21 protein-coding genes, 1 tRNA gene and 1 rRNA gene are annotated in these 24393 nt (G+C 44.9%); 18 read left to right on the forward strand and 5 right to left on the reverse strand.

Annotated elements, in window-relative coordinates; genetic code table 11:
• Positions 1 to 6: 6 nt before the first annotated feature.
• A complete protein-coding gene (locus tag AS034_RS18750; protein WP_058299731.1) occupies positions 7 to 189 on the forward strand; it encodes a hypothetical protein in 183 nt (60 codons plus the stop codon).
• A 30-nt stretch (positions 190 to 219) separates the two neighbouring features.
• Here AS034_RS18750 and AS034_RS18755 read toward each other — a convergent pair whose 3' ends face one another.
• Entirely contained in the window at positions 220 to 1617 is a 1398-nt protein-coding gene (locus tag AS034_RS18755) for a cryptochrome/photolyase family protein (protein WP_058299732.1), read from the reverse strand.
• Between the two features lie 492 nt (positions 1618 to 2109).
• Between AS034_RS18755 and AS034_RS18760 the strand changes: the two genes are divergently transcribed.
• The 4 genes from AS034_RS18760 to AS034_RS18775 all read left to right on the forward strand — a co-directional run bounded on the left by AS034_RS18760 (position 2110) and on the right by AS034_RS18775 (position 8236).
• On the forward strand, positions 2110 to 3795 hold the full coding sequence (locus AS034_RS18760) for a serine hydrolase domain-containing protein (RefSeq protein WP_058299733.1): 1686 nt from the start codon (positions 2110 to 2112) through the stop codon (positions 3793 to 3795).
• 20 nt (positions 3796 to 3815) lie between these two features.
• A complete protein-coding gene (locus AS034_RS18765) occupies positions 3816 to 5918 on the forward strand; it encodes a glycoside hydrolase family 3 protein (protein WP_058299734.1) in 2103 nt (700 codons plus the stop codon).
• Between the two features lie 26 nt (positions 5919 to 5944).
• Positions 5945 to 7219, forward strand: coding sequence for an exo-beta-N-acetylmuramidase NamZ family protein (locus AS034_RS18770; protein WP_032086354.1), 1275 nt, complete (start codon positions 5945 to 5947; stop codon positions 7217 to 7219).
• A gap of 402 nt (positions 7220 to 7621) precedes the next feature.
• The gene (locus tag AS034_RS18775; protein ID WP_058299735.1) at positions 7622 to 8236 is read left to right on the forward strand and encodes a PH domain-containing protein; all 615 of its coding nucleotides are present in this window, start codon (positions 7622 to 7624) and stop codon (positions 8234 to 8236) included.
• Between the two features lie 352 nt (positions 8237 to 8588).
• On the opposite strand, the gene AS034_RS18780 is transcribed toward AS034_RS18775, so the two are convergent.
• Complete coding sequence (locus tag AS034_RS18780; protein ID WP_032086352.1) at positions 8589 to 9002, reverse strand: hypothetical protein; 414 nt, start codon at positions 9000 to 9002, stop codon at positions 8589 to 8591.
• Between the two features lie 186 nt (positions 9003 to 9188).
• Here AS034_RS18780 and cidR point away from each other — a divergent pair, with 186 nt between their 5' ends.
• From cidR to AS034_RS18795, 3 genes are all read left to right on the forward strand, one after another.
• The gene (gene cidR, locus AS034_RS18785; RefSeq protein ID WP_032086351.1) at positions 9189 to 10082 is read left to right on the forward strand and encodes a cidABC operon transcriptional activator CidR; all 894 of its coding nucleotides are present in this window, start codon (positions 9189 to 9191) and stop codon (positions 10080 to 10082) included.
• A 208-nt stretch (positions 10083 to 10290) separates the two neighbouring features.
• A complete protein-coding gene (locus tag AS034_RS18790) occupies positions 10291 to 10827 on the forward strand; it encodes an acyl-CoA thioesterase (protein ID WP_032086436.1) in 537 nt (178 codons plus the stop codon).
• Complete coding sequence (locus AS034_RS18795; protein WP_058299736.1) at positions 10824 to 11198, forward strand: hypothetical protein; 375 nt, start codon at positions 10824 to 10826, stop codon at positions 11196 to 11198. The genes AS034_RS18790 and AS034_RS18795 overlap by 4 nt, the downstream gene beginning before the upstream one ends.
• 91 nt (positions 11199 to 11289) lie before the next feature.
• Here the strand turns inward: AS034_RS18795 and AS034_RS18800 are convergent.
• Positions 11290 to 11362: transfer RNA gene (locus AS034_RS18800), tRNA-Ala, on the reverse strand.
• A 249-nt stretch (positions 11363 to 11611) separates the two neighbouring features.
• Here AS034_RS18800 and AS034_RS18805 point away from each other — a divergent pair.
• The 7 genes from AS034_RS18805 to AS034_RS18835 all read left to right on the forward strand — a co-directional run bounded on the left by AS034_RS18805 (position 11612) and on the right by AS034_RS18835 (position 21145).
• Entirely contained in the window at positions 11612 to 13135 is a 1524-nt protein-coding gene (locus AS034_RS18805; RefSeq protein ID WP_058299737.1) for a glycine betaine uptake BCCT transporter, read from the forward strand.
• A gap of 120 nt (positions 13136 to 13255) precedes the next feature.
• Complete coding sequence (locus AS034_RS18810; protein ID WP_058299738.1) at positions 13256 to 14077, forward strand: Cof-type HAD-IIB family hydrolase; 822 nt, start codon at positions 13256 to 13258, stop codon at positions 14075 to 14077.
• Between the two features lie 447 nt (positions 14078 to 14524).
• A complete protein-coding gene (gene ltaS, locus AS034_RS18815; protein ID WP_058299745.1) occupies positions 14525 to 16501 on the forward strand; it encodes a lipoteichoic acid synthase in 1977 nt (658 codons plus the stop codon).
• A gap of 209 nt (positions 16502 to 16710) precedes the next feature.
• Complete coding sequence (locus AS034_RS18820) at positions 16711 to 17463, forward strand: DeoR/GlpR family DNA-binding transcription regulator (protein WP_058299739.1); 753 nt, start codon at positions 16711 to 16713, stop codon at positions 17461 to 17463.
• Positions 17460 to 18371, forward strand: coding sequence for a 1-phosphofructokinase (gene pfkB / locus AS034_RS18825; protein ID WP_058299740.1), 912 nt, complete (start codon positions 17460 to 17462; stop codon positions 18369 to 18371). The genes AS034_RS18820 and pfkB overlap by 4 nt, the downstream gene beginning before the upstream one ends.
• 15 nt (positions 18372 to 18386) lie before the next feature.
• Entirely contained in the window at positions 18387 to 20267 is a 1881-nt protein-coding gene (locus AS034_RS18830) for a PTS fructose transporter subunit IIABC (protein WP_058299741.1), read from the forward strand.
• Positions 20268 to 20410: 143 nt separating this feature from the next.
• Positions 20411 to 21145 (forward strand): MgtC/SapB family protein, encoded by a 735-nt coding sequence (locus tag AS034_RS18835; RefSeq protein WP_032086344.1) that lies wholly within the window; start codon positions 20411 to 20413, stop codon positions 21143 to 21145.
• Positions 21146 to 21176: 31 nt separating this feature from the next.
• Here the strand turns inward: AS034_RS18835 and AS034_RS18840 are convergent, their stop codons facing one another.
• Positions 21177 to 21842: an MgtC/SapB family protein gene (locus AS034_RS18840; protein WP_032086434.1), complete on the reverse strand. Its 666-nt coding sequence runs from the start codon at positions 21840 to 21842 to the stop codon at positions 21177 to 21179.
• A 174-nt stretch (positions 21843 to 22016) separates the two neighbouring features.
• On the opposite strand from AS034_RS18840, the gene AS034_RS18845 reads away from it, so the two are divergent.
• Positions 22017 to 22946 carry a DMT family transporter gene (locus tag AS034_RS18845; RefSeq protein ID WP_058299742.1) on the forward strand — a complete coding sequence of 310 codons (930 nt, stop codon included), beginning with the start codon at positions 22017 to 22019 and terminating at the stop codon, positions 22944 to 22946.
• Positions 22927 to 23424 carry a GNAT family N-acetyltransferase gene (locus tag AS034_RS18850; RefSeq protein WP_032086343.1) on the forward strand — a complete coding sequence of 166 codons (498 nt, stop codon included), beginning with the start codon at positions 22927 to 22929 and terminating at the stop codon, positions 23422 to 23424. The genes AS034_RS18845 and AS034_RS18850 overlap by 20 nt, the downstream gene beginning before the upstream one ends.
• 252 nt (positions 23425 to 23676) lie before the next feature.
• Here AS034_RS18850 and AS034_RS18855 read toward each other — a convergent pair whose 3' ends face one another.
• A complete protein-coding gene (locus AS034_RS18855) occupies positions 23677 to 23856 on the reverse strand; it encodes a hypothetical protein (RefSeq protein WP_032086342.1) in 180 nt (59 codons plus the stop codon).
• Between the two features lie 356 nt (positions 23857 to 24212).
• Here AS034_RS18855 and AS034_RS18860 point away from each other — a divergent pair.
• Positions 24213 to 24393 (forward strand): 16S ribosomal RNA (locus AS034_RS18860); the annotation flags it as partial.

Genomic DNA, 24393 nt, shown 5'->3' on the forward strand with positions numbered 1-24393 from the left:
TACCTGATGAGGACAGGGAGCATTATATTAACAGCCATCATGGCAGGGGTATATTCAGGGATATTGGATGTTTTTGAAGAAAGCAGGGGGCTCGCTCCGATTGTCAGCGCGCTGCTATTAATTATCATGACATTCGGTACAGCTATCCTATTAAGAAAAGTCCTCCCGCAAGAGGGTGTGAAAAAATAGCAGGAGAACCGCACAATGGCGGTTCCCCTGCTATTTTATTTCTTCGAAACGGTCCAGGGCCCGCTGCCTGGCAGCTTTATGGTCGACAACGGGGTATGGGTAATCCACACCAAGTTTCACACCGGATTCTTCTAATACATCAGTGGGAGCCGTGGAAGGGGAGTGGATGTATTTGGACGGTATGTCCTTCAGTTCTGGAACCCACATCCGAATGTACTCGCCTTCCCCGTCGAACTTCTCGCTTTGAAGGGTTGGGTTGAAGATGCGGAAGTAAGGCGAAGAATCAAAGCCGCTTCCGGCCACCCACTGCCACCCCATCGAATTGTTGGCGGTGTCGGCATCGATCAGCGTATCCATGAACCAGTCCGCTCCTTTTTGCCATGGAATCAACAGATGCTTTGTTAAAAAGGAAGCCGCGATCATTCGGACGCGGTTATGCATGAAGCCTGTTGCCCATAGCTCCCTCATGCCCGCATCTACAATTGGATAGCCGGTTCTGCCTTTGATCCAGCTCTCCCAATGTGCGGCATTTTCTTCCCACTGAAACGCCTTGAATTTCTCGTGCAGAGGCTCTTCCGGGGACTGCGGGAAGTGCATGAGGACGGAATAGGAAAAATCCCTCCAAATCAACTGCTTGATGAACGGTTCGGTCTGTTTCTCGATTTTTTCTGTGAAGTGATGGAACAGGCTTCTTACTGAAACTGCCCCGATTGCCAGATAAGGGGAAAGAGTGGAATGGATTCCTGCTGCCGGATAATCCCTGCCTTCATCATAATCCTGGACTTGTTTGCTGAATCGCTTCATCCGTTTTATTGCTGCCTTTTCTCCGGGATCCCAGACTTTCTCCATTATCTTGTACCATCTGATTTGGGGCAGCAACCGGAAATCCTCAAGCTGCATTTCATTTTCAGCAATTTCAGGTGCAGACAATGATTTAACGGTCGGAACAGGTTTCGGCACCTCCACTTTCCTAATGGCCTTGTAGTAGGAGGTATACACTTTGTAAGGGGATCCGTCTGCTTTTGTAATCTTCCAGGGAGGAAGAAGGAGGGTCCCTTCAAACGTTTTGACCTCGATTCCATCCGCGGCCAGTTCCTCTGCAAGTTTCTTATCCCTTTCAAATATGTCAGGGGCGTACAAGCGATTCCAGTATACCGCTGCCGCCTCTGTCTTCTTTACCCATTTGGGAAGCACTTCTTCCAATTTGCCTTTGTCGAACAGCAGGCATCCGCCAATCGCTTCGAGGGATTTTTCATACTGTTCGAGATTCCTGTGGAGCCACCATTTCCTGGCTTCGCCCGGCGGTGACATGCTCTCATCATGAATATAAAGCGGGATGACGAGTCCCTCTTTGGACGCGTGATAAAGAGCGGGATGGTCATGGAGACGGAGGTCCTGCCTGATTAGGACGATCGTCGTTTTTGTCATGGCTGCCCCCTCGCTTTCTTGTTCAAGTTGTTATGAAAATTATATAAAAATTAGGGGTCATGGTTCAAAAATGGATGGGTTTTTAGAATTTAGATTAAAAAAAGACATGATTGGGGCCTGTTTGTATATTTCTTATAGCCATTTGACTGTACCCCGCCTGATATATTTTCAAAAACAGGGATGATATTATCAAAAATCCAAATATATTATCAAAAACTGTGATTATATTATCAAAAAATCAATTATATTATCAAAACCTATTAATTGGTAAAAGAAACCCGCTATATTACTTTGCGAAGACAGCATACCTCCGGAAATTTCAACAAAAATAGTCTAAATTTTCAAAACAGTCCATATGTCATACATAATTACGACATTCTGCGCACTAACAGGACTTAAGTGGTATAGACATCTATACTTTTAATTCCATAAACTAGAATAGTAAAGTAATTGGAAACCCTTACATTTATAACTAAAAGGAGGGAAAGATGGATGAAAAAGAAACCAGTTTCGATCGCTTTGACCGCTTTGATGTGTACGTCGTTATTTAGTCCCGCAGTATTTGCGGAAGGTGGGGATAAAGACAGACCGGTATCAAAAGCGGAACAGGTACGGGCGCATCCTGCATTCACATGGGGGAACCCCGCACCATCATCGCCTGTTCTCCATCCGGGCTCTGCACGGGGTGCAGGAATGATTCAGTCTACTTTGGACCGGATCGATCCAATGATGGAAGAGAAGATTGAAGAGGGTGTCATGCCCGGGGCAGTAGCGCTTGTCGCGAGAAGCGGCCAAATCGTGAAGCATGAAGCTTATGGGGATGCTTATCGTTATACAGACGGGGATTTCACAGAAGCAGACTCTCCGATTGCGATGCAGAAAGATACGATTTTCGATCTCGCCTCCATCAGTAAAATATTTACCACCACTGCCGCGATGATCCTTTATGAAGACGGGGCATTCGGGCTCGACGATCCGGTGGCTGAGTATATCCCCGAGTTTGCAGCGAATGGGAAAGAAGATGTGACGATTCGTCAGCTTATGACGCATACGTCCGGATTCACGGCCTGGATTCCGCTTTACAGTAAAGGGAATGATAGAGAAGACAGGCTGCAGCTGGTATTCAACCAGCCGCTGGCGAATGAACCCGGCACCGCCTATACATACAGCGACTTAAACATGATTACCCTGGGTGCCATTATCGAAAGATTGTCCGGCCAGCGTCTTGATGAATTCGTGAAAGAGAATATAACGGAACCTATCGGAATGAAAGATACAATGTACAACCCGCCTGCATCCTTAAAAGAAAGGATTGCGGCAACTGAATATCAGCCTGCGATCGGACGCGGGCTCGTGTGGGGAGAAGTACATGATGAAAATGCCTGGTCACTCGACGGAGTTGCCGGCCACGCCGGAGTATTTTCAACAGCAGAGGATCTGGCAAAATTTGCCCACATGTTTGTAAAAGACGGACGTTATGGAAACAAACAGATCCTGAAACCGGAAACGGTCAAACTGCTCTCAGAAAATCAAATCCCCGAATTCCCGGGTGATGACCACGGACTTGGCTGGGAATTGAACCAGGGGTGGTTCATGGACGGTCTTGCAGGAGAGAATTCACTGGGTCATACAGGGTACACAGGAACTTCAATCGTAGTGGATAAGGATAACGATACGATCGCCATCCTCCTGACAAATCGTGTGCATCCTTCACGGACCACAGTTTCGACCAATACGGTCAGACGTCCGTTTGCACAGTTGGTTGCAGATTCAATCCCTGTGGATATGGAAGGAAAAAAGAAGGAACAAGCCTGGTTCGCTGGGTACGGAGATAAAATGGAACGAAGCCTGGCGGCGGAAGTGAACGTTGATAAGGAGGCAGTTTTATCCTTTGATACCTGGTACCGGATCGAGAAGGATTCCGATTTCGGTCATGTAGAAACCTCAATGGACGGGGAGACCTGGACAGCGGCGGCAACTTCTTTTACAGGAAACAGTGAAGGCTGGACAGAAGAGGAAGTGAAAATACCTGCAGGGACAAGGTTCATCCGTTTCAGCTATGAAACAGATGCATCCGTTAACTACCGAGGGTGGTATGTGAAAGATATCGAACTGAAAGCAGATAACGGTCATGAGCTGAAGACGCATTTCCAAGGCTGGACTAAACGCAGTTATTAAAAAGCAGGGGAGGAACACGCATGAAACACTTTAATAAAATCTTTTCATTAACCGTCCTGGTACTTGCGCTCATCATTTCCGGACTGCCGCTGAACAATGTGAAGGCGGAAAGCGTCCTGAAAGATTTGATCATTTATCAAAATGCACCGCAAGTGGAGGCGGAGGCAGGTGAAGAAATTGGCATGAAGGCATTGAATATCTATAACGACGGGCACTTTACGCTTGTGTCCGAAGGATTGAACTGGAGTTCTTCGAACAAAACAGTGGCCTCAGTGGATGAAGATGGAAAAGTCACTTTGACCGGCAAGAACGGGAAAACGTTTATCAAAGTGTCAAACGGAACCTATTCCGACCGCATTGCCGTGCATGTGAAGCCTGTCGATAACAAGGGTGAAAAAGGCAAACCTGCATCGGAAGCGAAAATTATTAAACAAAAAGGAGAGCGCTACAATCTGGTTGATGAAGCGATCGAAAACATGACGATCGAAGAGAAAATCGGTCAGATGCTCATGCCCGACTTCAGGAACTGGGACGGCGAGAACGTAACGGAAATGCTTCCTGAAATCGAGCAGCTTGTGAAGGACTATCATCTCGGCGGGGTTATTTTATTCCGTGAGAATGTGGTCACGACCGAACAAACAACGAAGCTGGTAGCAGATTATCAGGATGCTTCAGAGAAATATGGCCTGCTGATGACAATCGACCAGGAAGGCGGGATCGTCACACGTCTTCAATCTGGAACTGACTTCCCAGGTAATATGGCATTGGGGGCGACAAGATCACCTGAAATTGCCCGTAATGTCGGGAAAGCGATCGGGGAAGAACTTCATTCCCTTGGAATCAATGTGAACTTTGCGCCGGTTATGGACGTTAATATCAACCCTGACAACCCGGTGATCGGAGTCCGTTCTTTCGGCGGTGATCCCGAATTGGTCGCCGAAATGGGAGTTGCCTATACGGAAGGACTTCAGTCCGCCGGTGTAGCAGCGACTGCCAAGCATTTCCCAGGCCACGGTGATACTGCTGTTGATTCACACCTTGGGCTGCCGGAAGTTCCTCACGATAAGGAACGGTTGAAGGAAGTGGAGCTGTATCCATTCCAGAAAGCAATGGATGCTGGGATTGATGCAATCATGACGGCTCACGTCACGTTCCCTAAAATCGACGACTCCAAGGCCATTTCGAAAAAAACAGGAGAAGAAATTGCGGTCCCTGCCACTCTTTCTCATAAAGTCCTGACAGAATTGATGCGTGAAGAAATGGGATATGAGGGCATCATCACGACAGATGCCATGAACATGAAAGCGATCGCCGACCATTTCGGTTCAGTCGATGCGGCAGTCCGCGCAGTAAAAGCGGGCACGGACATCGTCCTTATGCCGGTTGGACTGAGCGAAGTGAGACAAGGGCTTCTTGATGCGGTCGACAGCGGTGAACTGACAGTTGATCGAATCGAAGCATCTGTTGAACGAATCCTTACCCTTAAAATCAAACGGGGAGTCATCAAGGAAGAAACCCCGCTTCCACTGGAAGAAAAAATCGCTGAAGCAAATGTAATCGTCGGATCTGAAGAACATAAACAAGTGGAAAAAGAAGCGGCAGAGCGTTCCATCACTCTTGTGAAAAATGAGCAGGCGCTTCCATTAAATACTACTGAAGATGAAAAGGTCGTTGTGATCGGTAATACGTTTATCGAGGATCTTGGAGAAGCTGTACAGGAACAGCATGAAAATACAACAGTCATCAAGGTTTCATCGAATTACCAATTAACTGAAGAACAGAAAGCCGAAATCAGAGGTGCTTCGGCTGTCATCGCCGGTACTTACACCTACAATGTCTCGGGCAGATCTCCTGAGAGTGCCCAGATGCAGATGGTCAAAGCTTTACAAGACGAAACAGACGCCCCTGTAATCACTGTCGGCATACGCAACCCATACGACATCATGGCGTATAACGAAGAGGTTGACGCTTATCTTGCTCAATACGGTTTCCGCACGGCAAGCTTTAAGGCATCCGCCGCGACGATTTTCGGAGCGAACGCACCAGGCGGAAAGCTTCCGGTATCCATACCGGGAGTGGATGAAGGCACCCTGTATGAATTCGGACACGGTTTGACGTATTAAATTTCAGTTAACGGGAGGGGAAGAATTTGAAAAAGTGGATGATTGCAGTGCTCACACTGATACTCATTTTTTCGACGATGTCTGCGGGCTCTGCGCATGATAACGGCAAAGGCAATGGACACGGAAAAGGGAAAGGAAAACATAAAGAATTCTCACTTGGTGTTGAGCAGCTCTTAAAAGAGGAAAAAGATCTGATTGAAGGGAAGAAAGTCGGCCTGATCACGAACCCTACCGGGGTGGATCAAGAGCTGAACAGTATCGTGGATACATTGCATAATGATCCGGATGTGGAATTGACTGCTCTTTACGGGCCTGAACATGGTGTGCGTGGAGACGCACAGGCAGGACAGTATGTCGATTTCTACATCGATGAACGCACAGGTCTTCCGGTATACAGCCTTTACGGGGCGACAAAGAAACCGACACCTGAAATGCTTGAAAATGTAGAAGTCCTTCTCTTTGATATCCAGGATGTGGGAACTCGTTTTTACACGTATATTTACACCATGGCATATGCGATGGAAGCTGCAAAAGAAAATGATATCCCGATCATCGTGCTCGACCGTCCGAATCCGCTGAGCGGATCAAAAGTCGAAGGTCCTGTACTTGATATGGAATATTCTTCATTCGTCGGAAACTACAGCATCCCGCTCCGTCATGGAATGACAGTCGGGGAACTTGCAAAATTGTTCAATACAGAATTTGATATCGGTGCCGACCTGACCGTTGTGGAAATGGAAGGCTGGAAACGCGACAAGTATTACGATGAAACACCGCTCGAGTTCGTCATGCCTTCACCGAACATGCCGACCCTTGATACAGCTTTAGTATATCCTGGAGCTGCACTCATTGAAGGGACTAATGTCTCTGAAGGGCGCGGCACAACGAAGCCGTTCGAACTGATCGGAGCACCGTTCATCAACGCTGCCGACCTTGCAGATGAACTGAATGGGCTTAAGCTTGAAGGGGTCACGTTCAGGGCGGCATCTTTCACTCCGGCATCGTCCAAGCACGCAGGCAAACTGTCACACGGAATCGAGATTCATGTCACTGACAGAAAAACATTCAAACCTGTCGAAACGGGACTTCACATCGTGAAAACAATTCATGACATGTATCCTGAAGACTTCCAGTTCCGTGCAGAAAACAGCGCCGGCGTCTCATTCTTCGACAACCTCATCGGAAACGGCTGGATCCGTCAAGGAATCGAAGAAGGAAGAAGCATAGAAGATATGACAGCCCAATGGCAGCCAGAACTAAAAGAATTCAACAAAGTACGAAAACAATACCTGCTATACTGATCCAAACCCCAAAAGAACCCAAGGCTTTATCAGCCTTGGGTTCTTTTCTTTTCATTACTATTAACAGTAGATTGATGACATTGCCCCCTGCAAAGATACTTACATTCTCAGTCATTTCTTGATAGCATGGTAGTGTAAGAGAATGGTTAAACAATAGCTAAGGAAAACAATGCACAACCGGCCCCAGCTGTTGATTGGAGTGCAAGACGAAGACTCCTGCGGGAGAAGCGCGTTAGGTGAGACCCCGCAGGAGCGCAGCGACGAGGAGGCTCATCAACCGCCCGCGGAAAGCGAAGTCTTGCACGGAAATCAACAGCGGTATTTAGGGTGATTAACCACGGATGTTTTTTTGTAGTGTATTGTTTAACCTGCAAATTAATAATTGAAAAGAGGTTATCAATCATGCTAAAGAAATTCGCAAGTGATGCATTGGGTATCAGCGACATCGGAAAAATCATCAAACGTGAAGACTTCGACAAAACACAATCAGACGATTATGTCCTAAGCGAAGACGGAGAAAAAATCCACTTCCTCATCAAGTCCAAAACCGACGAATACTGCTTCACCAATCGTGCGCTCATTCATTTAGATGGTGAAAAGGCCTCAAGCAGCAAGCGCAACCTTTACCGCTATGACTATTACAAACATCCGATCAGCAATGTATCCATTGAAACGGCTGGCACCATCGACCTGGACCTTGAAATCAAATTCACCATGGGCAGCAAGGCATTCTCAGTCGATATCGATAAAAAAGAAGGAGAGGCAATCGCCGACCTTTACAAATCACTTCTTGCTATCTCCCACATCCAGGATGAAGGGAAGCGGATCATCGACTCTGCAGAGAAGAGTCTGTCTACGGCAAGGGAACTCATAGCCAATAACCGATTCCATGATAATGACATATCAGACGAATTCAAACAAACGACCAGTTTTGCGTTTGAATGGTTCAATGACCATTATAATGCCAATACAAGAAAAGACTTTGGAGAGGTTTTCAATAAGTATATTCAAAACTAGATAGACAATCAGAATCGAGGTGGAGACAAAACTAATGAGCTACCATACAAAGATGAACAATATTAGTATAGGTTCTTTTTACCGCTAATGATTTCCGTGCAAGACTTCGCTTTTCGCGGGTAGCCTGTGAGCCTCCTCGGCAAGCCTGCGGGGTCTCACTTGTCCAGCTGCAGGGCTTAGAGGCACACGTCATAAGCCAAACCGACCAAGAAGGCAAAGAACGCCTTCGTCTTGCACTCCAAACTCTAAATGTACTTCGAACAAATTAAAAACCCGAACTAATTTGTCCTATCTTTTGCAAATTAGTTCGGGTTTTACATAGACTAAAACACATTTGTCCCAGCCTCATTTTTCACAGGAGAACTTTATCCAATTCATACATTCGGTCATAAGCGCTTATCAGCTCTCCAGGCACCAACGTCCGCCCATATATCCACGCATTTTTCTCAATCAGATTCTTAAGGTCTGTTTTCTCTTTGTCATCGCCGTACATCAATATTCTTGTATCATGCTTATTTTTCTTAAAGTCCAGATAATAACCGAGAACCCGGTAAAGGACAATCCGTACAAGATCCTCCTTTGGCTGCCTGATATTCAACTTTGCTATATATCCATTGATCTTCAAATAATTAAATCTGATTGTATTATGGGATACGTTATAACTCATTGGCACAGTGAGACTGTTGCTTGATTCATAGTTGATCTTCAAGTTGTGCTGAGATAGTGTTTGCTGGATGATCTTCTCTATATTCCATATGTATAGCATTTTGTATCACTGCCCTTCAAGAACTTACTAATCAGTATAAGAACTAACAGGGATTTGGTCAAAGATCTGAAACAAGGAACAGCTGCCATGATGCATATCGGGGAGCAGGTTTCGGATTAACTGTATTCTTGAGTCGCCGGGATGCTATAATATGTGGACCGAAGAATGAAAAAGAGAGGTGTAGGCATGGATATACGTCACTTAAAATATTTCATCGAAGTAACTCGATTTAAAAGTTTCACCAGGGCAGCGGATCACTTATTTGTGACTCAGCCTACCATCAGTAAAATGATCAGAAACCTTGAAGAAGAACTCGGGGTGGAACTGTTTGACCGCTCGCGGAGGCAGCTTGTGCTGACCGATGCCGGAAGGGCAATCCTGCAGCAGGCACAAACAATCGATAAAGCATTCGAGAACATCCAGCATGAACTCGATGACCTTATCGGGCTGCAGAGGGGGCATATCAGGATCGGGCTGCCGCCGATCATGGATGCCGGTCATTTTATCCGTGTACTTGGGGAATTTCACAAGCTGTATCCACGCATCACGTTTCAGCTTATTGAAAACGGGACGAAAAGAATAGAAGAAGACATCATGTCAGACCAGTTGGATGTCGGGATTGCCGTCCTTCCTGTGAGCGGCGATGATTTTCATCATTTTTCCTTCATGAAAGAAGAACTCCTGGCAGTCATTCCGCCAAGCCATAAGTTCGCCCGCAGAAAACAGATCAAGATGGAAGAATTGGAGGAAGAATCATTCATTCTTTTCAATAAAGATTTTGCACTGAATGACCGGATTAAAGCAGCGTGTAAAGAAGCCGGTTTTATGCCGCAGGTCGTTTCCGAAAGCTCTCAGTGGGATTTTATCGGGAAGATGATCGAGGCGGAGCTGGGGATTTCCATTTTGCCTGCGAGCGTATACAGTCTTCTCAAGGAGGATCTCACCGCAATCAAAGTGGTGAAACCTGTCATTGAATGGGATCTTGCAATTATTTGGAGAAAAAATCAATATTTATCTTATGCGACTTCCGAGTGGCTGAAGTTCACCCAGGACAGGCTGATGGGGAGCATCTCTGATTAAAAGGGATGCTCTTTTTTAGTTTAAATAGTAAAAAAATTCATTAGGATTTTCCAAAATCATACGCTGATACCATTTGGTTGAAAGCATTCTCATTGATGATATCTATGACACGGATAAAGAACATTCATTTCACTTATGGGACACTCAGGCGTACACTTTGGGTATCAAACGTTTGAAATACGAATTCACACAGAAGGGATTGTTCACCATGAAAGAAGCCAAGCATCCTAAAGAAAGCCTGGTCGTCAGTACGGACCAGGTTATGATCAATGATCTGAATAACTACAATACATTGTTCGGGGGTGTATTGATGAAGAAGCTTGATAATAATGCAACATTATCGGCGAGGCGTCATGCAAGAGTGAAAGAATGCGTGACGGCATCAACAGACTCCATCGATTTTCTTTATCCGATACAGCAATCCGATTCCGTATGCGTGGAGTCATATGTCTCTTACGTTGGAAATAAATCAATGGAGATTTTCTGCAAGGTGATCGCTGAAGACATGATGACAGGGGAAAGAAGGATGGCCGCAACAGCCTTTTTGACCTTTGTGGCACTGGATGAAAATAAAAAGCCGGTCAAGGTGCCGGAAATCATCCCGGAAACAGAAGAAGAGAAGTTCCTTTATGAATCAGGCAAAGAACGTGCCGAAAGAAGAAGGATCCGCCGCAAGCACAGTAAAACACTGACTCAAATCATCGGGCTTGAGAAGCCTTGGAACTTGGGAGGTGAAGCTTCATGACAACTATGCTTGAAAGTTTACACGATCTGAACGATGCAAAAAAAGATGTGGAATCTCTGAAGCATGAATATCCGGAATTGAACGAGCAGATTGTTCATGTGGTCAGCCTGACAAGACAGCTTCAATTGAAATATGGGTATATGGGATCTTTATTGAGGGATAAGGAACTGCCGGATTACGAGCCGCGCTTCGTAAGGGGATCGATTCTTACTTTGTATCAGCAGGAAGTGAGAAAATTAAAGGATCATCCGCAAGTCATTCAATTGAAGGAACTTATGAAGAAACACCGCAACATCAGTGATTCAAAACTGTTTTTACTGATTCTTGGCGCCAAGCCGGAACTGCTTCAGGGGTCGACAATCATTAAATAAGGAAGAAAAACCGTCAGCTTACGTAATCTGGCGGTTTTTTCTATAAATAAAAAAACAGGGAAAACCATTAAGGTTTTCCCTGTTTTCGGTATGGAGCATAGCGGGATCGAACCGCTGACCTTTTGGCTGCCAGCCAAACGCTCTCCCAGCTGAGCTAATGCCCCGTGTTTCAATATGTATGCCTCGTTAACGGCTATGAAAATAGTTTAATGGATAGGCTGTTTTGTTGTCAATAAAAATTGTAAATAGAATTGATTTTTTTACTTTCTTTCTTATTTAAATGGGTCATCACTATTCACCGTATAGGAAAGTCTGCCGCGAGGATAATAAAAATTAATTAACCATACCGGTTTTCTGGCTATCCATAAGAGGTATGTTAACATGGTACGGTACATAATTTTGAGAGGTGACACATGAAACAGGCTACACGAGTATTTTGGTATTCACTATTTATTACTTTGATCGTTGTCATTTGGGGATCTGTTGCTCCAAAACATCTGGAAAAAATCACGGCTGCATTCACACAGGGAATCCTGGATAAATTCGGCTGGTTTTATTTGCTTATTGTCATTGCCATTTTACTTTTCTGCGTATATTTAATGTTTTCGCGTTACGGGAAAATCAGGCTCGGCAAGCATGGAGAAAAACCTGAGTTCAGCAACTCTTCATGGTTTGCCATGCTGTTCAGTGCAGGAATGGGGATGGGGCTTGTCTTCTGGACGACGGCAGAACCAATATCCCATGCGTTCAAAAGCAGTCCGGCAGCAGAGCTGGGGACGGATGCTGCGGTTAGGGACGCGCTTAAATATTCCTTTTTTCACTGGGGAATCCACGCCTGGGCGGTCTACGGCATTGTTGCGCTGGTATTGGCCTACTTTAAATTCAACCGCGGGGCACCTGGATTAATCAGTGCCACGCTCACCCCTTTATTCGGCGAGAAACGTATGAGGGGTCCATTGGGGAAAGGGATTGATGTGCTTGCTGTATTTGCGACGGTTGTCGGTGTTGCCGCTACCCTTGGGTTCGGATCCGCACAGATAACAGGAGGGCTTTCCTTTTTATTCGGCACCCCCAACAATTTCACTGTACAGCTGATTGTATTGGCGGTTTCCACCGTTTTATTCATCTGGTCTGCATGGTCAGGCATCGGGAAAGGGATCAAATATTTGAGTAATATCAATATGGGCCTTGCTGCATTCCTGCTAGTTCTATTATTCATCGTCGGACCGACCATGCTGATTTTGAACATGTTTACGAATACGCTGGGCAATTACGCTGCCGATTTCTTCAAAATGAGCCTGCGCATCGCACCGATGGATGCCGAAGGACGGACGTGGATCAATGGCTGGACCATTTTCTACTGGGCCTGGTGGATCTCCTGGGCGCCTTTCGTCGGCATATTCATTGCGCGGATATCAAGGGGCCGGACAATCAAAGAGTTTTTATTCGGCGTTCTATTGCTCCCTTCCCTCGTATGCTTCATTTTCTTCTCTGTATTCGGGGTTTCCGCCCTACGTTTAGAGAATCTTGGGATCGCGACCATCTCTAAGTTAAGCCTTGAGACCTCGACATTCGGGACGCTTGCTGAATATCCGCTCGGAACCTTTATGTCCATCATTACGATTTTTGTCATCGCCATTTTCTTCATCACTTCCGCGGATTCCGCTACCTTTGTATTGGGCATGCTCAGTACCGACGGCCGTTTGAATCCGGGAAATCAGGTCAAGATTTCTTGGGGATTGATTCAATCGATGATGGCGGCAGCTGTCGTTTACTTTGGGGGCACCCAGGGACTGCAGAATATGCTGATCATCGCAGCTCTTCCTTTTGCCCTGGTCATCATCCTGATGGGAGTCTCTTTTTACAAAGACATACGATCGGAATTAAGGTCCAAGTCACATGATCAAAAACATCAAGCATTGAAAAAAGGCAGCTGATCTCAGCTGTCTTCTTTTATGGTGCACCGGATATTGTTCACAAAGATTTCCTTTTATTAAAAATCCGTTTGATGTTATAGTAGGAAAATATATTTTCTACTATAGAAGGGGTTTCTATTAATGAATTATAAAATGATCGTTCTTGATTTAGATGATACACTGCTTCGGGATGACCAGACGATTTCCGGACGCACCAAAAAAGCACTGATGACAGCTCAGGAGAACGGTGTGAAGGTGGTCCTCGCATCTGGCAGGCCGACCTATGGTATGCGCAGGGTGGCGGAAGAACTGAAACTGAATGAGTTTGGAAGCTATATTTTATCCTTTAATGGATCCGTGATCATCAATTGCAGTACGGATGACGAAATTTACAGCCGCTCATTATCTGCTGAAACAGCCCACCGTTTATATGATTTAAGCAAACGTGAAGGCGTCGGGATCCTGACGTATTCTGATGATGCGATCCTTGTAGAGGAACCGAATGAATTTGCAGAGATCGAAAGCAGGCTGACCGGGCTTCCGGTGCAGGTGGTACCTGATTTCAAAGAAGCGGTTGCCGGACCGGTCGTCAAGGCCCTTATGCTGAAAGAAGCGGAACGACTGGTGGAAGTGGAGAAGAAGCTTCAGGAGGAATTGGACGGCCAACTTTGTGTCATGCGCTCAAAACCATTCTTTCTCGAGTTTACGCAGCTTGGAGTGACAAAAGGCGCTAGCCTGGATTATCTGATCAAACCCCTTGGTATCACCAGGGAAGAAGTCATCGCAATCGGAGACAGCTATAATGATCTGGCTATGATTGAATTCGCCGGGCTGGGTGTCGCGATGGGCAATGCGCCGGAAGACATAAAGAAGAAAGCCGATCATGTCACATCTTCCAATATGGAAGACGGCGTAGCTGAAGTTGTGGAAAAATTTGTGTTGAAGGAATTGACCCGGGTTTAAGTGTACGATGAAAGATTGAAGTGTGAAGTCTTCAATCTTTTTTTGTAAAAAGCTTTACATTTGGTTAATTTTACATTTACATTCCAGGTTTACAGGCGGTATAGATGAGGGAAAGAGATAAAGGATAAAAACAAAAGAAACATCTTTCTTGTATTTATTTACAATTCATGTAACTGCAGCCACGTATCTAAATTGTATTTCATTTCGAAATTACGTAACAACCCTTGTCATTATCGTATTCCCCTATAGAAGCCAACTATTTTTGTCGAATCACGGTGAAATCTTTTTGTTACGAATCACACCAAAATGTTATACAGCTGAAATTAATTTCTGTTATAATACTTTCTGTTGACTCAATCTGATTTACAAAAACTACAAATTAACTTTACTAAATTTTAATAATAAAGGTGATGAAGCATGAACTTCTTTAAGAACCGTTTCAATGACATGCGCAGTGAGATGCGTGCTGGGAAGTTGACTTTCTTCTTTACAGTCGTCATTCTATTCTGGTTAAAAACGTATGCTGTCTATTTAGCGGAATTCAATCTTGGCATCCAAAATGCCATGCAGCAATTTTTGTTATTCTTTAATCCGCTGAGTTCAGCACTATTTTTCTTTGGTATAGCACTCTTTTGGAAAGGCAGAGGGCGATACATTGCATTTATCGTCATTAATTTATTGATGTCTTTCATTCTATATGCAAACGTCGTGTATTATCGTTTCTTTAATGATTTCATTACAGTGCCGGTTCTTTTGCAGGCGAAAACGAATAACGGACTTGGAGGCAGTGCACTCGAGCTGATCAATCCTCTTGATATCCTTTACTTCCTTGATCTGTTCATCATCATTGGACTTGTGATCGCCAAGAAAGTGAAGCCTCAGGAAAAATTGCGCTTCCGTGCAGTGTTTGCAGTCATGACATCAGCGGTGCTTGTGTTCCTGTTGAACCTTGGACTTGCGAATATTGACCGCCCGGAGTTATTGACACGCAGCTTTGACCGTAACTATCTTGTAAAATATTTAGGTACAACTAACTTCACGATTTATGATGTCGTCCAGAACTCTAAGACACATGCCAAGCGTGCCATGGCCGACAGCAATGAAGTATCAGAAGTGGAAAACTTCGTAAAAGCGAATAAAGTCGCTCCAAACCCAGAGGCATTTGGAAAAGCCGAAGGGAAAAACGTTATCTATATTTCAATGGAATCCCTGCAGTCGTTCATGATTGGAAGAGAGCTGAATGGCGAAGAGGTCACTCCATTCCTGAACTCATTGGTTGAAGATCAAAATGCCATGTATTTTGATAATTTCTTCCATCAAACAGGACAGGGAAAAACATCCGATGCGGAATTTATCCTTGAAAATTCATTATATCCACTTCCTCAGGGAGCAGTGTTCATGACACACGCAAACAACACGTATCAATCTGCCCCTGCTTTATTAAAGGATAAAGGGTACACTTCTGCGACGTTCCACGGTAATTACAAGACGTTCTGGAACCGTTCAGAGATGTACCGCTCTATGGGATATGATAAATTCTTTGATGCAACATACTATGATATGAACAATCCGGAAGAACAGCTTCCTTACGGTCTAAAGGATGGCCCGTTCTTCAAGGAATCAATGCCTATGCTGGAAAGTCTGAAACAGCCGTTCTATGCGAAGTTCATTTCGTTATCCAACCACTTCCCATTCGACCGTCATGAAGAAGATGCCAACTTTGGTACAGCTGACACGCATGATGGTGTAGTGAACCGTTATTTCCAAACTGCTCACTACATGGATAAACAGTTGGAGAACTTTGTGAACGACCTGAAAGAAAAAGGTCTTTATGATAATACAATGATAGTCCTATACGGAGACCACTATGGTATTTCTGATAATCATAATAAAGCGATGTCTGAAATACTTGGCAAAGAAGTCGGTCCTTATGAAAGTGCACAGCTTCAACGAGTGCCGTTGTTCATCCTGAACTCCGGTGCAAAAGGTGGAGTCAACCATACCTACGGCGGCCAAATCGATATTCGCCCAACGGTTATGCACCTTCTTGGAGTGGACACGAAGGACTATCTAAGCTTTGGTCAGGACCTGCTTTCTAAAGAACGCAAGCAAATCGTTCCTTTCCGTAATGGTGATGTCATTTCTGACAAGTATTCAAACATCAAAGGTGTCTGCTATGATAACGAAACAGGCAAGCCGGTTGAAGAAGGTAATGAAGAAGCCAAAAAGGCTTGTGAAGCTATGAGTAAAGATGCTCAGAAGCGTCTCGAGCTATCAGACAAAGTAATCTATGAAGATTTATTGCGCTTCTATGAACCGGAAGGATATACACCGATCGATCGTAAAGATTATCAGTATGTCAATCCTAATCCGAAAAGCTCAGAAAATCCTGAAGCACAGCAGCATGAAGAAAATCACGAATAATAGTGTTTGATATAAAGCCAGTTCCGGGTTGTTCCCGGGGCTGGCTTTTTTAGTGTTAGTGGATGATGGTTCGTCCTGAACCGCAGTAATCCATTGTGGATGTTTTTGAGTGTTTTGTGATTGTTTTTGAATGAAAATGATAGATAATGATTGATTTCTGAAAACGTTCTCATTATAATAAGGGTAACAAAGAGTTGCAGGAGGAGCTTATGCTTACTGAAGAACGGCATCGAATCATTATAGACTTGCTGAAAGACAAGGAAACCGTAAAAATTTATGAGATCGCTGAATTGACAGAAGCATCCGAATCAACGATCCGCCGGGATCTGACCCAGCTTGAACAAGAAAAGTATTTAAAAAGGGTTCACGGGGGAGCTTCAAGGCTGCAAGGAAAGTTGAAGGAGCTGACTGTTTCTGAGAAAACATCCAAAAGCCTTCATGAAAAAAACGTGATCGGACGTTTTGCTGCAGGACTTGCGGAAGAAGGGGATTGCATATTTCTTGATGCAGGAACCACGACACTCGGTATGATTGAATTTCTTCCTCAGGTTGACATCGTGATTGTGACAAACGGGTTGACTCATGTGGATGCCCTGCTCCAAAAAGGATTCAAGACGTACCTCATCGGAGGGAACGTGAAGCCGACAACGAAAGCGATGATAGGAAGCGGAGCCATTGAAGCTCTTCAGAAGTACCGTTTTGATAAAGCGTTTCTTGGAACGAATGGGATCCATCCGCAATACGGATTTACTACACCTGACCCTGAAGAAGCGCAAGTGAAGAAGACGGCCATCGAACTTTCGAGAGAAGCGTTTGTGCTGGCTGACGATTCTAAATTAGGTGAAATCGCGTTCAGCAAAATAGCTGATTTAAATGAAGCGGTTGTCATCACAAATAGGAGCGGAGACGAACCAGACCCGGCTTATATGGAAAAAACGACAGTAAAGGTTGTGACAACATGATATACACATTAACCCTGAATCCATCAGTTGATTATATTATGGAGCTTGACCAGTTCACTAAAGGAGGATTGAACCGGTCGACGAAAGAAAATGCTCTTCCCGGCGGAAAAGGAATAAATGTCTCACGGGTCCTCCATGTCCTGGATGTGAAAAGCACGGCATTAGGATTTGCTGGGGGATTCACTGGGGAATTCATCAAGCAGTTTTTAAAAAATGAGCAGATTGAAGCTGAATTTGTGGAAGTGGATGAAACCTCCAGGATCAATGTGAAGGTGAAGGCTGAAGATGAAACGGAAATAAACGGAAACGGCCCGTCCATTACAAAGGAGCAGCTGAACCGTCTTCTCAGTAGGATTTCGACTTTATCAAAGGATGATACCCTCGTACTTGCCGGGAGTATTCCTGCTTCCGTCCCTGAATCCTTTTATCAGGAAGCTGCTTCACTCTGCGGGAAGCGGGAAGCGCGGATTGTCATCGATGCTGAAAAGAAATTGATCGCACCTGTCCTTTCCTTGAAACCGTTCTTGATCAAGCCTAATCATCATGAATTGGGGGAAATGTTCGGAGTAGAGATCAATTCTGTTGAGGATGCAGTCTTTTACGGAAAGAAACTGAAAGAAAAAGGACCGGAAAATGTGATTGTATCCATGGCGGAAAAAGGTGCCCTCCTGTTATCCGGGAAGGACGTATATCAAGCGTCCGTCCCGGACGGAGAGCTAAAAAGTTCAGTAGGGGCAGGGGACTCAACCGTAGCAGGATTCCTCGCTGGACTTTCGAAGGGATACAGTATGGAGGACTCATTCCGGCTTGGGACGGCGGCTGGTTCTGCGACGGCTTTTTCCATAGGTCTTTGTGATGCAAATAAAGTTAACGACTTATACAAACAAATTGAAATCAGTAAAAGATAAAAGGGAGGAAGTACAATGCGTATAACAGAGCTTTTAAGAAAAGAGACAATCGCATTGAATCTGAAAGCATCATCCAAAGGGACCGTCATTGATGAACTTGTTTCCGTCCTGGATAAGAGTGGGAAACTACAGGATGCGGAGGAATTCAAAAAAGCGATTCTCAATCGGGAATCACAAAGTACGACAGGGATCGGGGAAGGGATCGCCATCCCCCATGCGAAAACATCTGCAGTAAAGTCGCCGGCTATTGCCTTCGGGAAATCGGCTGACGGAGTCGATTATGAGTCCCTGGACGGGGCACCGGCACATCTGTTCTTCATGATTGCTGCAACCGAGGGAGCCAATCAGACTCACTTGGAAGCGCTAAGCCGCCTGTCATCCATGTTGATGGACGAGGACGTACGGAAATCACTGGTGAATGCTTCTTCAGAGGAAGAAGTATTGGAAATTATCAACTTGCATGATAAAGAGGATGAAGAGGAAACTGTGTCGGAAGAGTCTTCCTCAGAGGAAGGGCAGGTGCTCGCTGTAACTGCGTGCCCTACCGGCATCGCCCACACCTACATGGCAGCGGATGCCCTGAAAGCAAAGGCGAAAGAACTTGGTATCAAACTCAAGGTTGAAACAAATGGTTCAGGCGGAGCAAAGAATGTGCTGACTGCAGCCGAAATTGAAAGCGCTGCAGCCATCATTGTCGCAGCAGATACGAAAGTTGAGATGAATCGGTTTAAAGGTAAGCCTGTCATCGAAGTCCCTGTGGCAGAAGCAATCAGAAAACCGAAAGACCTGCTGGAAAAAGCAGTGGAAAAAGATGCACCATTATACAGTGGAAGCAAGGGCTCAGAAGATCAAGAGGAGCAGGGTGCTGAGAAAAAGAAACGCACAGGCTTCTTCTATAAGCATTTGATGAACGGTGTATCCAATATGCTTCCGTTTGTTGTCGGCGGAGGAATTCTGATCGCGATTTCGTTCCTTTTCGGCATTCAATCTGCGAATCCGGATTCTCCACAATACAATGAATTTGCAGCCATTTTAAATAAAATAGGCGGAGAGAATGCATTTTACCTGATGGTTCCGGTTCTAGCAGGGTTCATTGCCATGAGCATTGCAGACCGTCCTGGCTTCGCGCCGGGTATGGTCGGGGGTCTGATTGCCGCGACTGGTCAGAGTGGATTTCTGGGAGGAATCATTGCCGGTTTCCTTGCAGGTTATGTTGTCGTTGGAATCAAGCGATTAACGAAGAATTTCCCAGCCGCGCTTGAAGGCATTAAACCCGTTTTGATTTATCCGTTGTTCGGGATTTTCATTACCGGTTTCATTATGCTCCAGTTCCTTGTTGAGCCGCTGAGTACAGTGAACAGCGGGATCCAGAACTGGCTGGATGGACTGGGCACAGGAAACCTGGTATTACTTGGTTTGATCCTTGGCGGAATGATGGCGGTTGATATGGGTGGACCAATCAATAAGGCCGCATTCACATTCGGAATCGCGATGATCGAAGGAGGAAACCTTGCACCACACGCAGCGATTATGGCGGGCGGTATGGTTCCTCCGCTTGGATTGGCGCTTGCCACTACATTCTTTAAAGGCAAATTTAAAGATAATGAAAGAAAAGCAGGGATTGCAGCCTACTTCATGGGAGCATCCTTTATCACGGAAGGGGCGATCCCGTTTGCAGCGGCAGATCCTTTCAGGGTCATCCCTTCGATTGTGACTGGTTCCGCAGTTGCCGGAGCCCTGACGATGGCCTTTGGCATCGGACTGCCTGCCCCGCACGGAGGACTATTCGTCTTCCCGGTCGTAGAAGGTAATCCGTTCCTTTACCTGGTGGCTGTGCTGGTTGGTTCAGTCATTACGGCCTTGATGGTTGGTTTCTTGAAGAAGCCTGTAAAATAATATGAACATGTGCCAGGTGACGTTTGTCGCCTGGTTTTTGTTTTTGAAAGACGATTCAGCGCCGCCTCCAAAATGAAGGGTTTTAAAATTTGCGTTTCAGGTTAAAAGTATACGTAATAGAAGAAAGTGAAAAGGGGACGCTTATGGACTATTTCGAATGGGTGCCGGAACTTCCGGACGAGTATGAAACTTCCTTGATCCGCATCATGCTTATTGTGATTCTGAGCGGTCTGATCGGGATTGAGAGGGAATCGAAGAATCACCCGGCCGGACTGCGGACGCATATCCTTGTTGGTGTAGGGTCTTGTTTATTGATGCTGGTTTCATTATATGGTTTTGAACCTTTCCTGGAGGAGCACCCGGAACTGGTGGGGTTCGATCCAAGCCGTATCCCGTCTTATGTTATCTCAGGGATCGGTTTCCTCGGTGCAGGAACAATCATGGTGCATGGAGGGGTGACGGTCAGGGGACTGACTACCGCAGCGAGCATCTGGGTTGTGGCGGGACTCGGACTAGTTGTAGGGATCGGTATGTATTATGAAGCGATATTTACAACTTTGATTATCGTCATGACCTTATTTTTCTTAAATAAATTTGAAATGTTCTATAAAGAAAGAGTCAGGCATAAGAAACTCCTGCTTCTAAGCCTTGTTGTGAAAAAAGGTGAAGGGAATATCACTGCCATCAATGAGGCGATCACCAGCCACGGCATTGAAATCACACAGTATCAAATCGAGGACGACGATGACCTTAAAGGGCTGGATAGTTTTAAATATTCCCTGCTTATCCTTACCCCTGACATTGTGAACTTCAATGGTGTACTTGAAGTGGTGAAAAAACTTCATTGCATTGAAAAGATCCAGCTTCATAAAAAATGACCCCCATGGCTGCCAGGGGGTCATTTTACTTTTACAAACTTTCAATTTCAACATCCTTGATCCCTTCAATCTCGGATATCCTGTAATAAATATCCGTTGTCTTCTTTCTAAAATCAACAATGATCTTCAACTCAAGCAGATGTAAATTATTTTTCAAATCTTTAATACGGATGTTTTCAATTGCAATATCCTCTTGTTTGATTTGATCGATGATTGCTCTGATCTCATGCTTTTCCTTGATGGTAGCCCGAAGGAATAATTCCTTTTCGCGAAGTCGTTTCGGTCCTATGAACGTAATGATCGTAGGTACGACTTCCACAGAAACGATGATAAGGATGACTCCTGCAGTTGCTTCCATATAGAAGCCCGCCCCCACAGCAATTCCGATGCCCGCCGCCCCCCAGATCATCGCTGCTGTTGTAAGCCCGGATATACTGTCATTTCCCTTCCGCAGAATGACACCTGCGCCAAGAAATCCGATTCCAGATACAATTTGAGCTGCGAGCCGGAGCGGATCCATGGTGATATTCACTTTTTCAGAGCCTTCGGAAATATACGCCGATTCAATGGATACGACCGTCAAAAGGCAGCTTACGATACAAATGACAAGTGAAGTCTTAAGACCGACCGGCTTCCTTTTTAATTCTCTTTCAAGTCCGATAACCAGCCCGAGTACTGCAGAGATTCCCAGCTTCATATATAGTGCCGTGTCTATGAAGTCCACTTGACCCCCTCCATCTCCCTTTCAACTATTGTAAAAAATGATGAATTTGGTTATAGTATTCTTTCTCTTAATTTATTAAAATGAGAACAATTGAATATGAAGGCTGCACGCCTAGTATTACATTCAAAAAGCACGGGGGGTGTTTCCATGTCAGATACAAAAGTAAATCCTTATCTTATACTTGCGATCGGGGTGATTTCCGTATCAACCTCAGCCATCTTAGTGAAGGTATCGAGTGCTCCTGCCGGGATTTTGGCATTTTACAGGCTCTTCTTCACAATTTTATTAATGACCCCGGTATTTTTCTTAAAATATGTGAGGGAACTCAAACTTATTACTTTGAGAGATTGGGCATTTTCCATCATAGCCGGTATTTTTCTGGCATTTCATTTTATTCTTTGGTTTGAATCTCTGAACTACACTTCGGTTGCCAGTTCAACTGTACTTGTTACCCTTCAGCCGCTGTTCGCATTTATAGGTGCGTATCTATTCTTTCAGGAAAAGCTGACCGGAAAAGCAGTCATTAGTGCACTCCTGGCTGTGGCAGGAAGCTTCATCATCAGCTGGGGGGATTTCAGGATCAGCGGGGAAGCACTGTGGGGGGATATCTTAGCCTTGCTTGCCTGCGCTTTGGTGACAGGCTATCTCCTTTTCGGACAGACCATCCGTAAAAGGCTTTCGCTGATTACCTATACGTACCTGGTCTATACAATAAGTGCCATTGTTCTTTTATTTTATGCTCTAAGCCGTGGTGAGAGTCTCGGACCTTATCCCAGAGAAGACTGGCTTTACTTCCTGCTCCTGGCAATTGTCCCAACGCTTCTTGGTCATACCCTCTTTAATTGGTCACTGAAGTGGTTAAGTACGTCGACCATATCGATGGCGATTTTGTTCGAACCCATCGGGGCCTCTTTACTAGCCTATTGGCTGTTGGCTGAAAAAATACTTCTTACTCAGGTAGTGGGCGGTTTGATCATCATTCTTGGAGTAACGCTCTTTCTAATAGAAGAAAGAAAGGTGAAGAAAATGGTTCAACAAGTGAATGAGGTGAAAAACAATGAAGGAGTACCATATTAGAAAAGCGGTACCTGAAGATGCAGAAGGGATTGCGGACGTTCATATAAACAGCTGGAAAACGACGTATAAAGGAATCGTCTCAGATGATTACCTTGATTCCTTAAATGTGGAGGAGAGAAAGGTCAGGTGGGAAGGCATTCTAAGCGGCCCTCATCAAACCTATGTATGCGTACTGGATACCGGCAAAATTGCAGGGTTCGTTTCCATAGGCCGGGAACGTGATAAACAGTATGAAGGTGAACTTTATGCCATCTATCTATTAAAAGAAAATCAGCGGACTGGAATCGGAAGCGCCATTTTTCGTTTTGCGATGGCCGAGTTAAAAGCACAGGGTCATTCCAATATGCTCGTCTGGGTATTAAAAGAAAATCCATCTAAACATTTTTATTACCAATTCCGTCCTGAGATCGTCAAAGAGCAAAAAATATCAATCGGCGGAAACGAATATGATGAAGAAGGCTTGCTGTTTGGATTATAGATCGTAATGAAATGCCAAAAGTCAGGAAGGGACGTATATTATTATGCCTACGTGAGACCCTAATGAAATTGCTTTTTATCAGGCAAATTCATTAGGGTTTTCAGTTTGCACGTTATGTTAGATATTATTAGTCCTTTCAAGCGTTTGATTGGAGTGCAAGGCGAAGCCGAGGAGGCTCACGGGTCACCCGCGGAAAGCGAAGTCTTGCACGGAAATCAATAGCGGTGTTAAAAGTCCGCTCTTCCTATTTTATTATGAGAACGTGTAAGTGAAACACGAAAAGACAAATGCCATGACTACTGACAAAATAAAAGTCAAACCTCTGACTGGTTTTGTGCTTTCACAGATTTTCAGTCCGGTTACATATGAGTACGCAAACAGATAAATGGCCATAAAGTAAGAGAGGTACTGGGCTGCATCCATAACTGTCATTAACTGAAACTCCTTTCAGGAAAGTCTACTTTCAAATATATGAAGCTTGTCCAAAAGGAAGAACAAGAAAAAAATGGACAGAGAATAATTTTTTTGTAAAAATATATTGCAATAATTTTTAGAGCGTGATATATTAATAAACGTCGCTGATACAGCAAACAACATTTCGGAAAAAGAAATTAAAAAAGTTGTTGACGCGAAAACGAAAGATGTGTTATATTAATAAAGTCGCTTCAAACGGAGCGTGTGCAACAAATTGAACCTTGAAAACTGAACAAAACAAGACAATACGTCAACGTTAATTCTAGATTTACCGCAACGATTTAATCGTTGCAAAACAAGAGCTATTCAAACTTTTATCGGAGAGTTTGATCCTGGCTCAGGACGAACGCTGGCGGCGTGCCTAATACATGCAAGTCGAGCGGATCGATGGGAGCTTGCTCCCTGAGATCAGCGGCGGACGGGTGAGTAACACGTGGGTAACCTGCCTGTAAGACTGGGATAACTCCGGGAAACCGGGGCTAATACCGGATAACT

The organism is [Bacillus] enclensis, from assembly GCF_001456935.1.
Lineage (GTDB): Bacteria > Bacillota > Bacilli > Bacillales > Bacillaceae_B > Rossellomorea > Rossellomorea enclensis.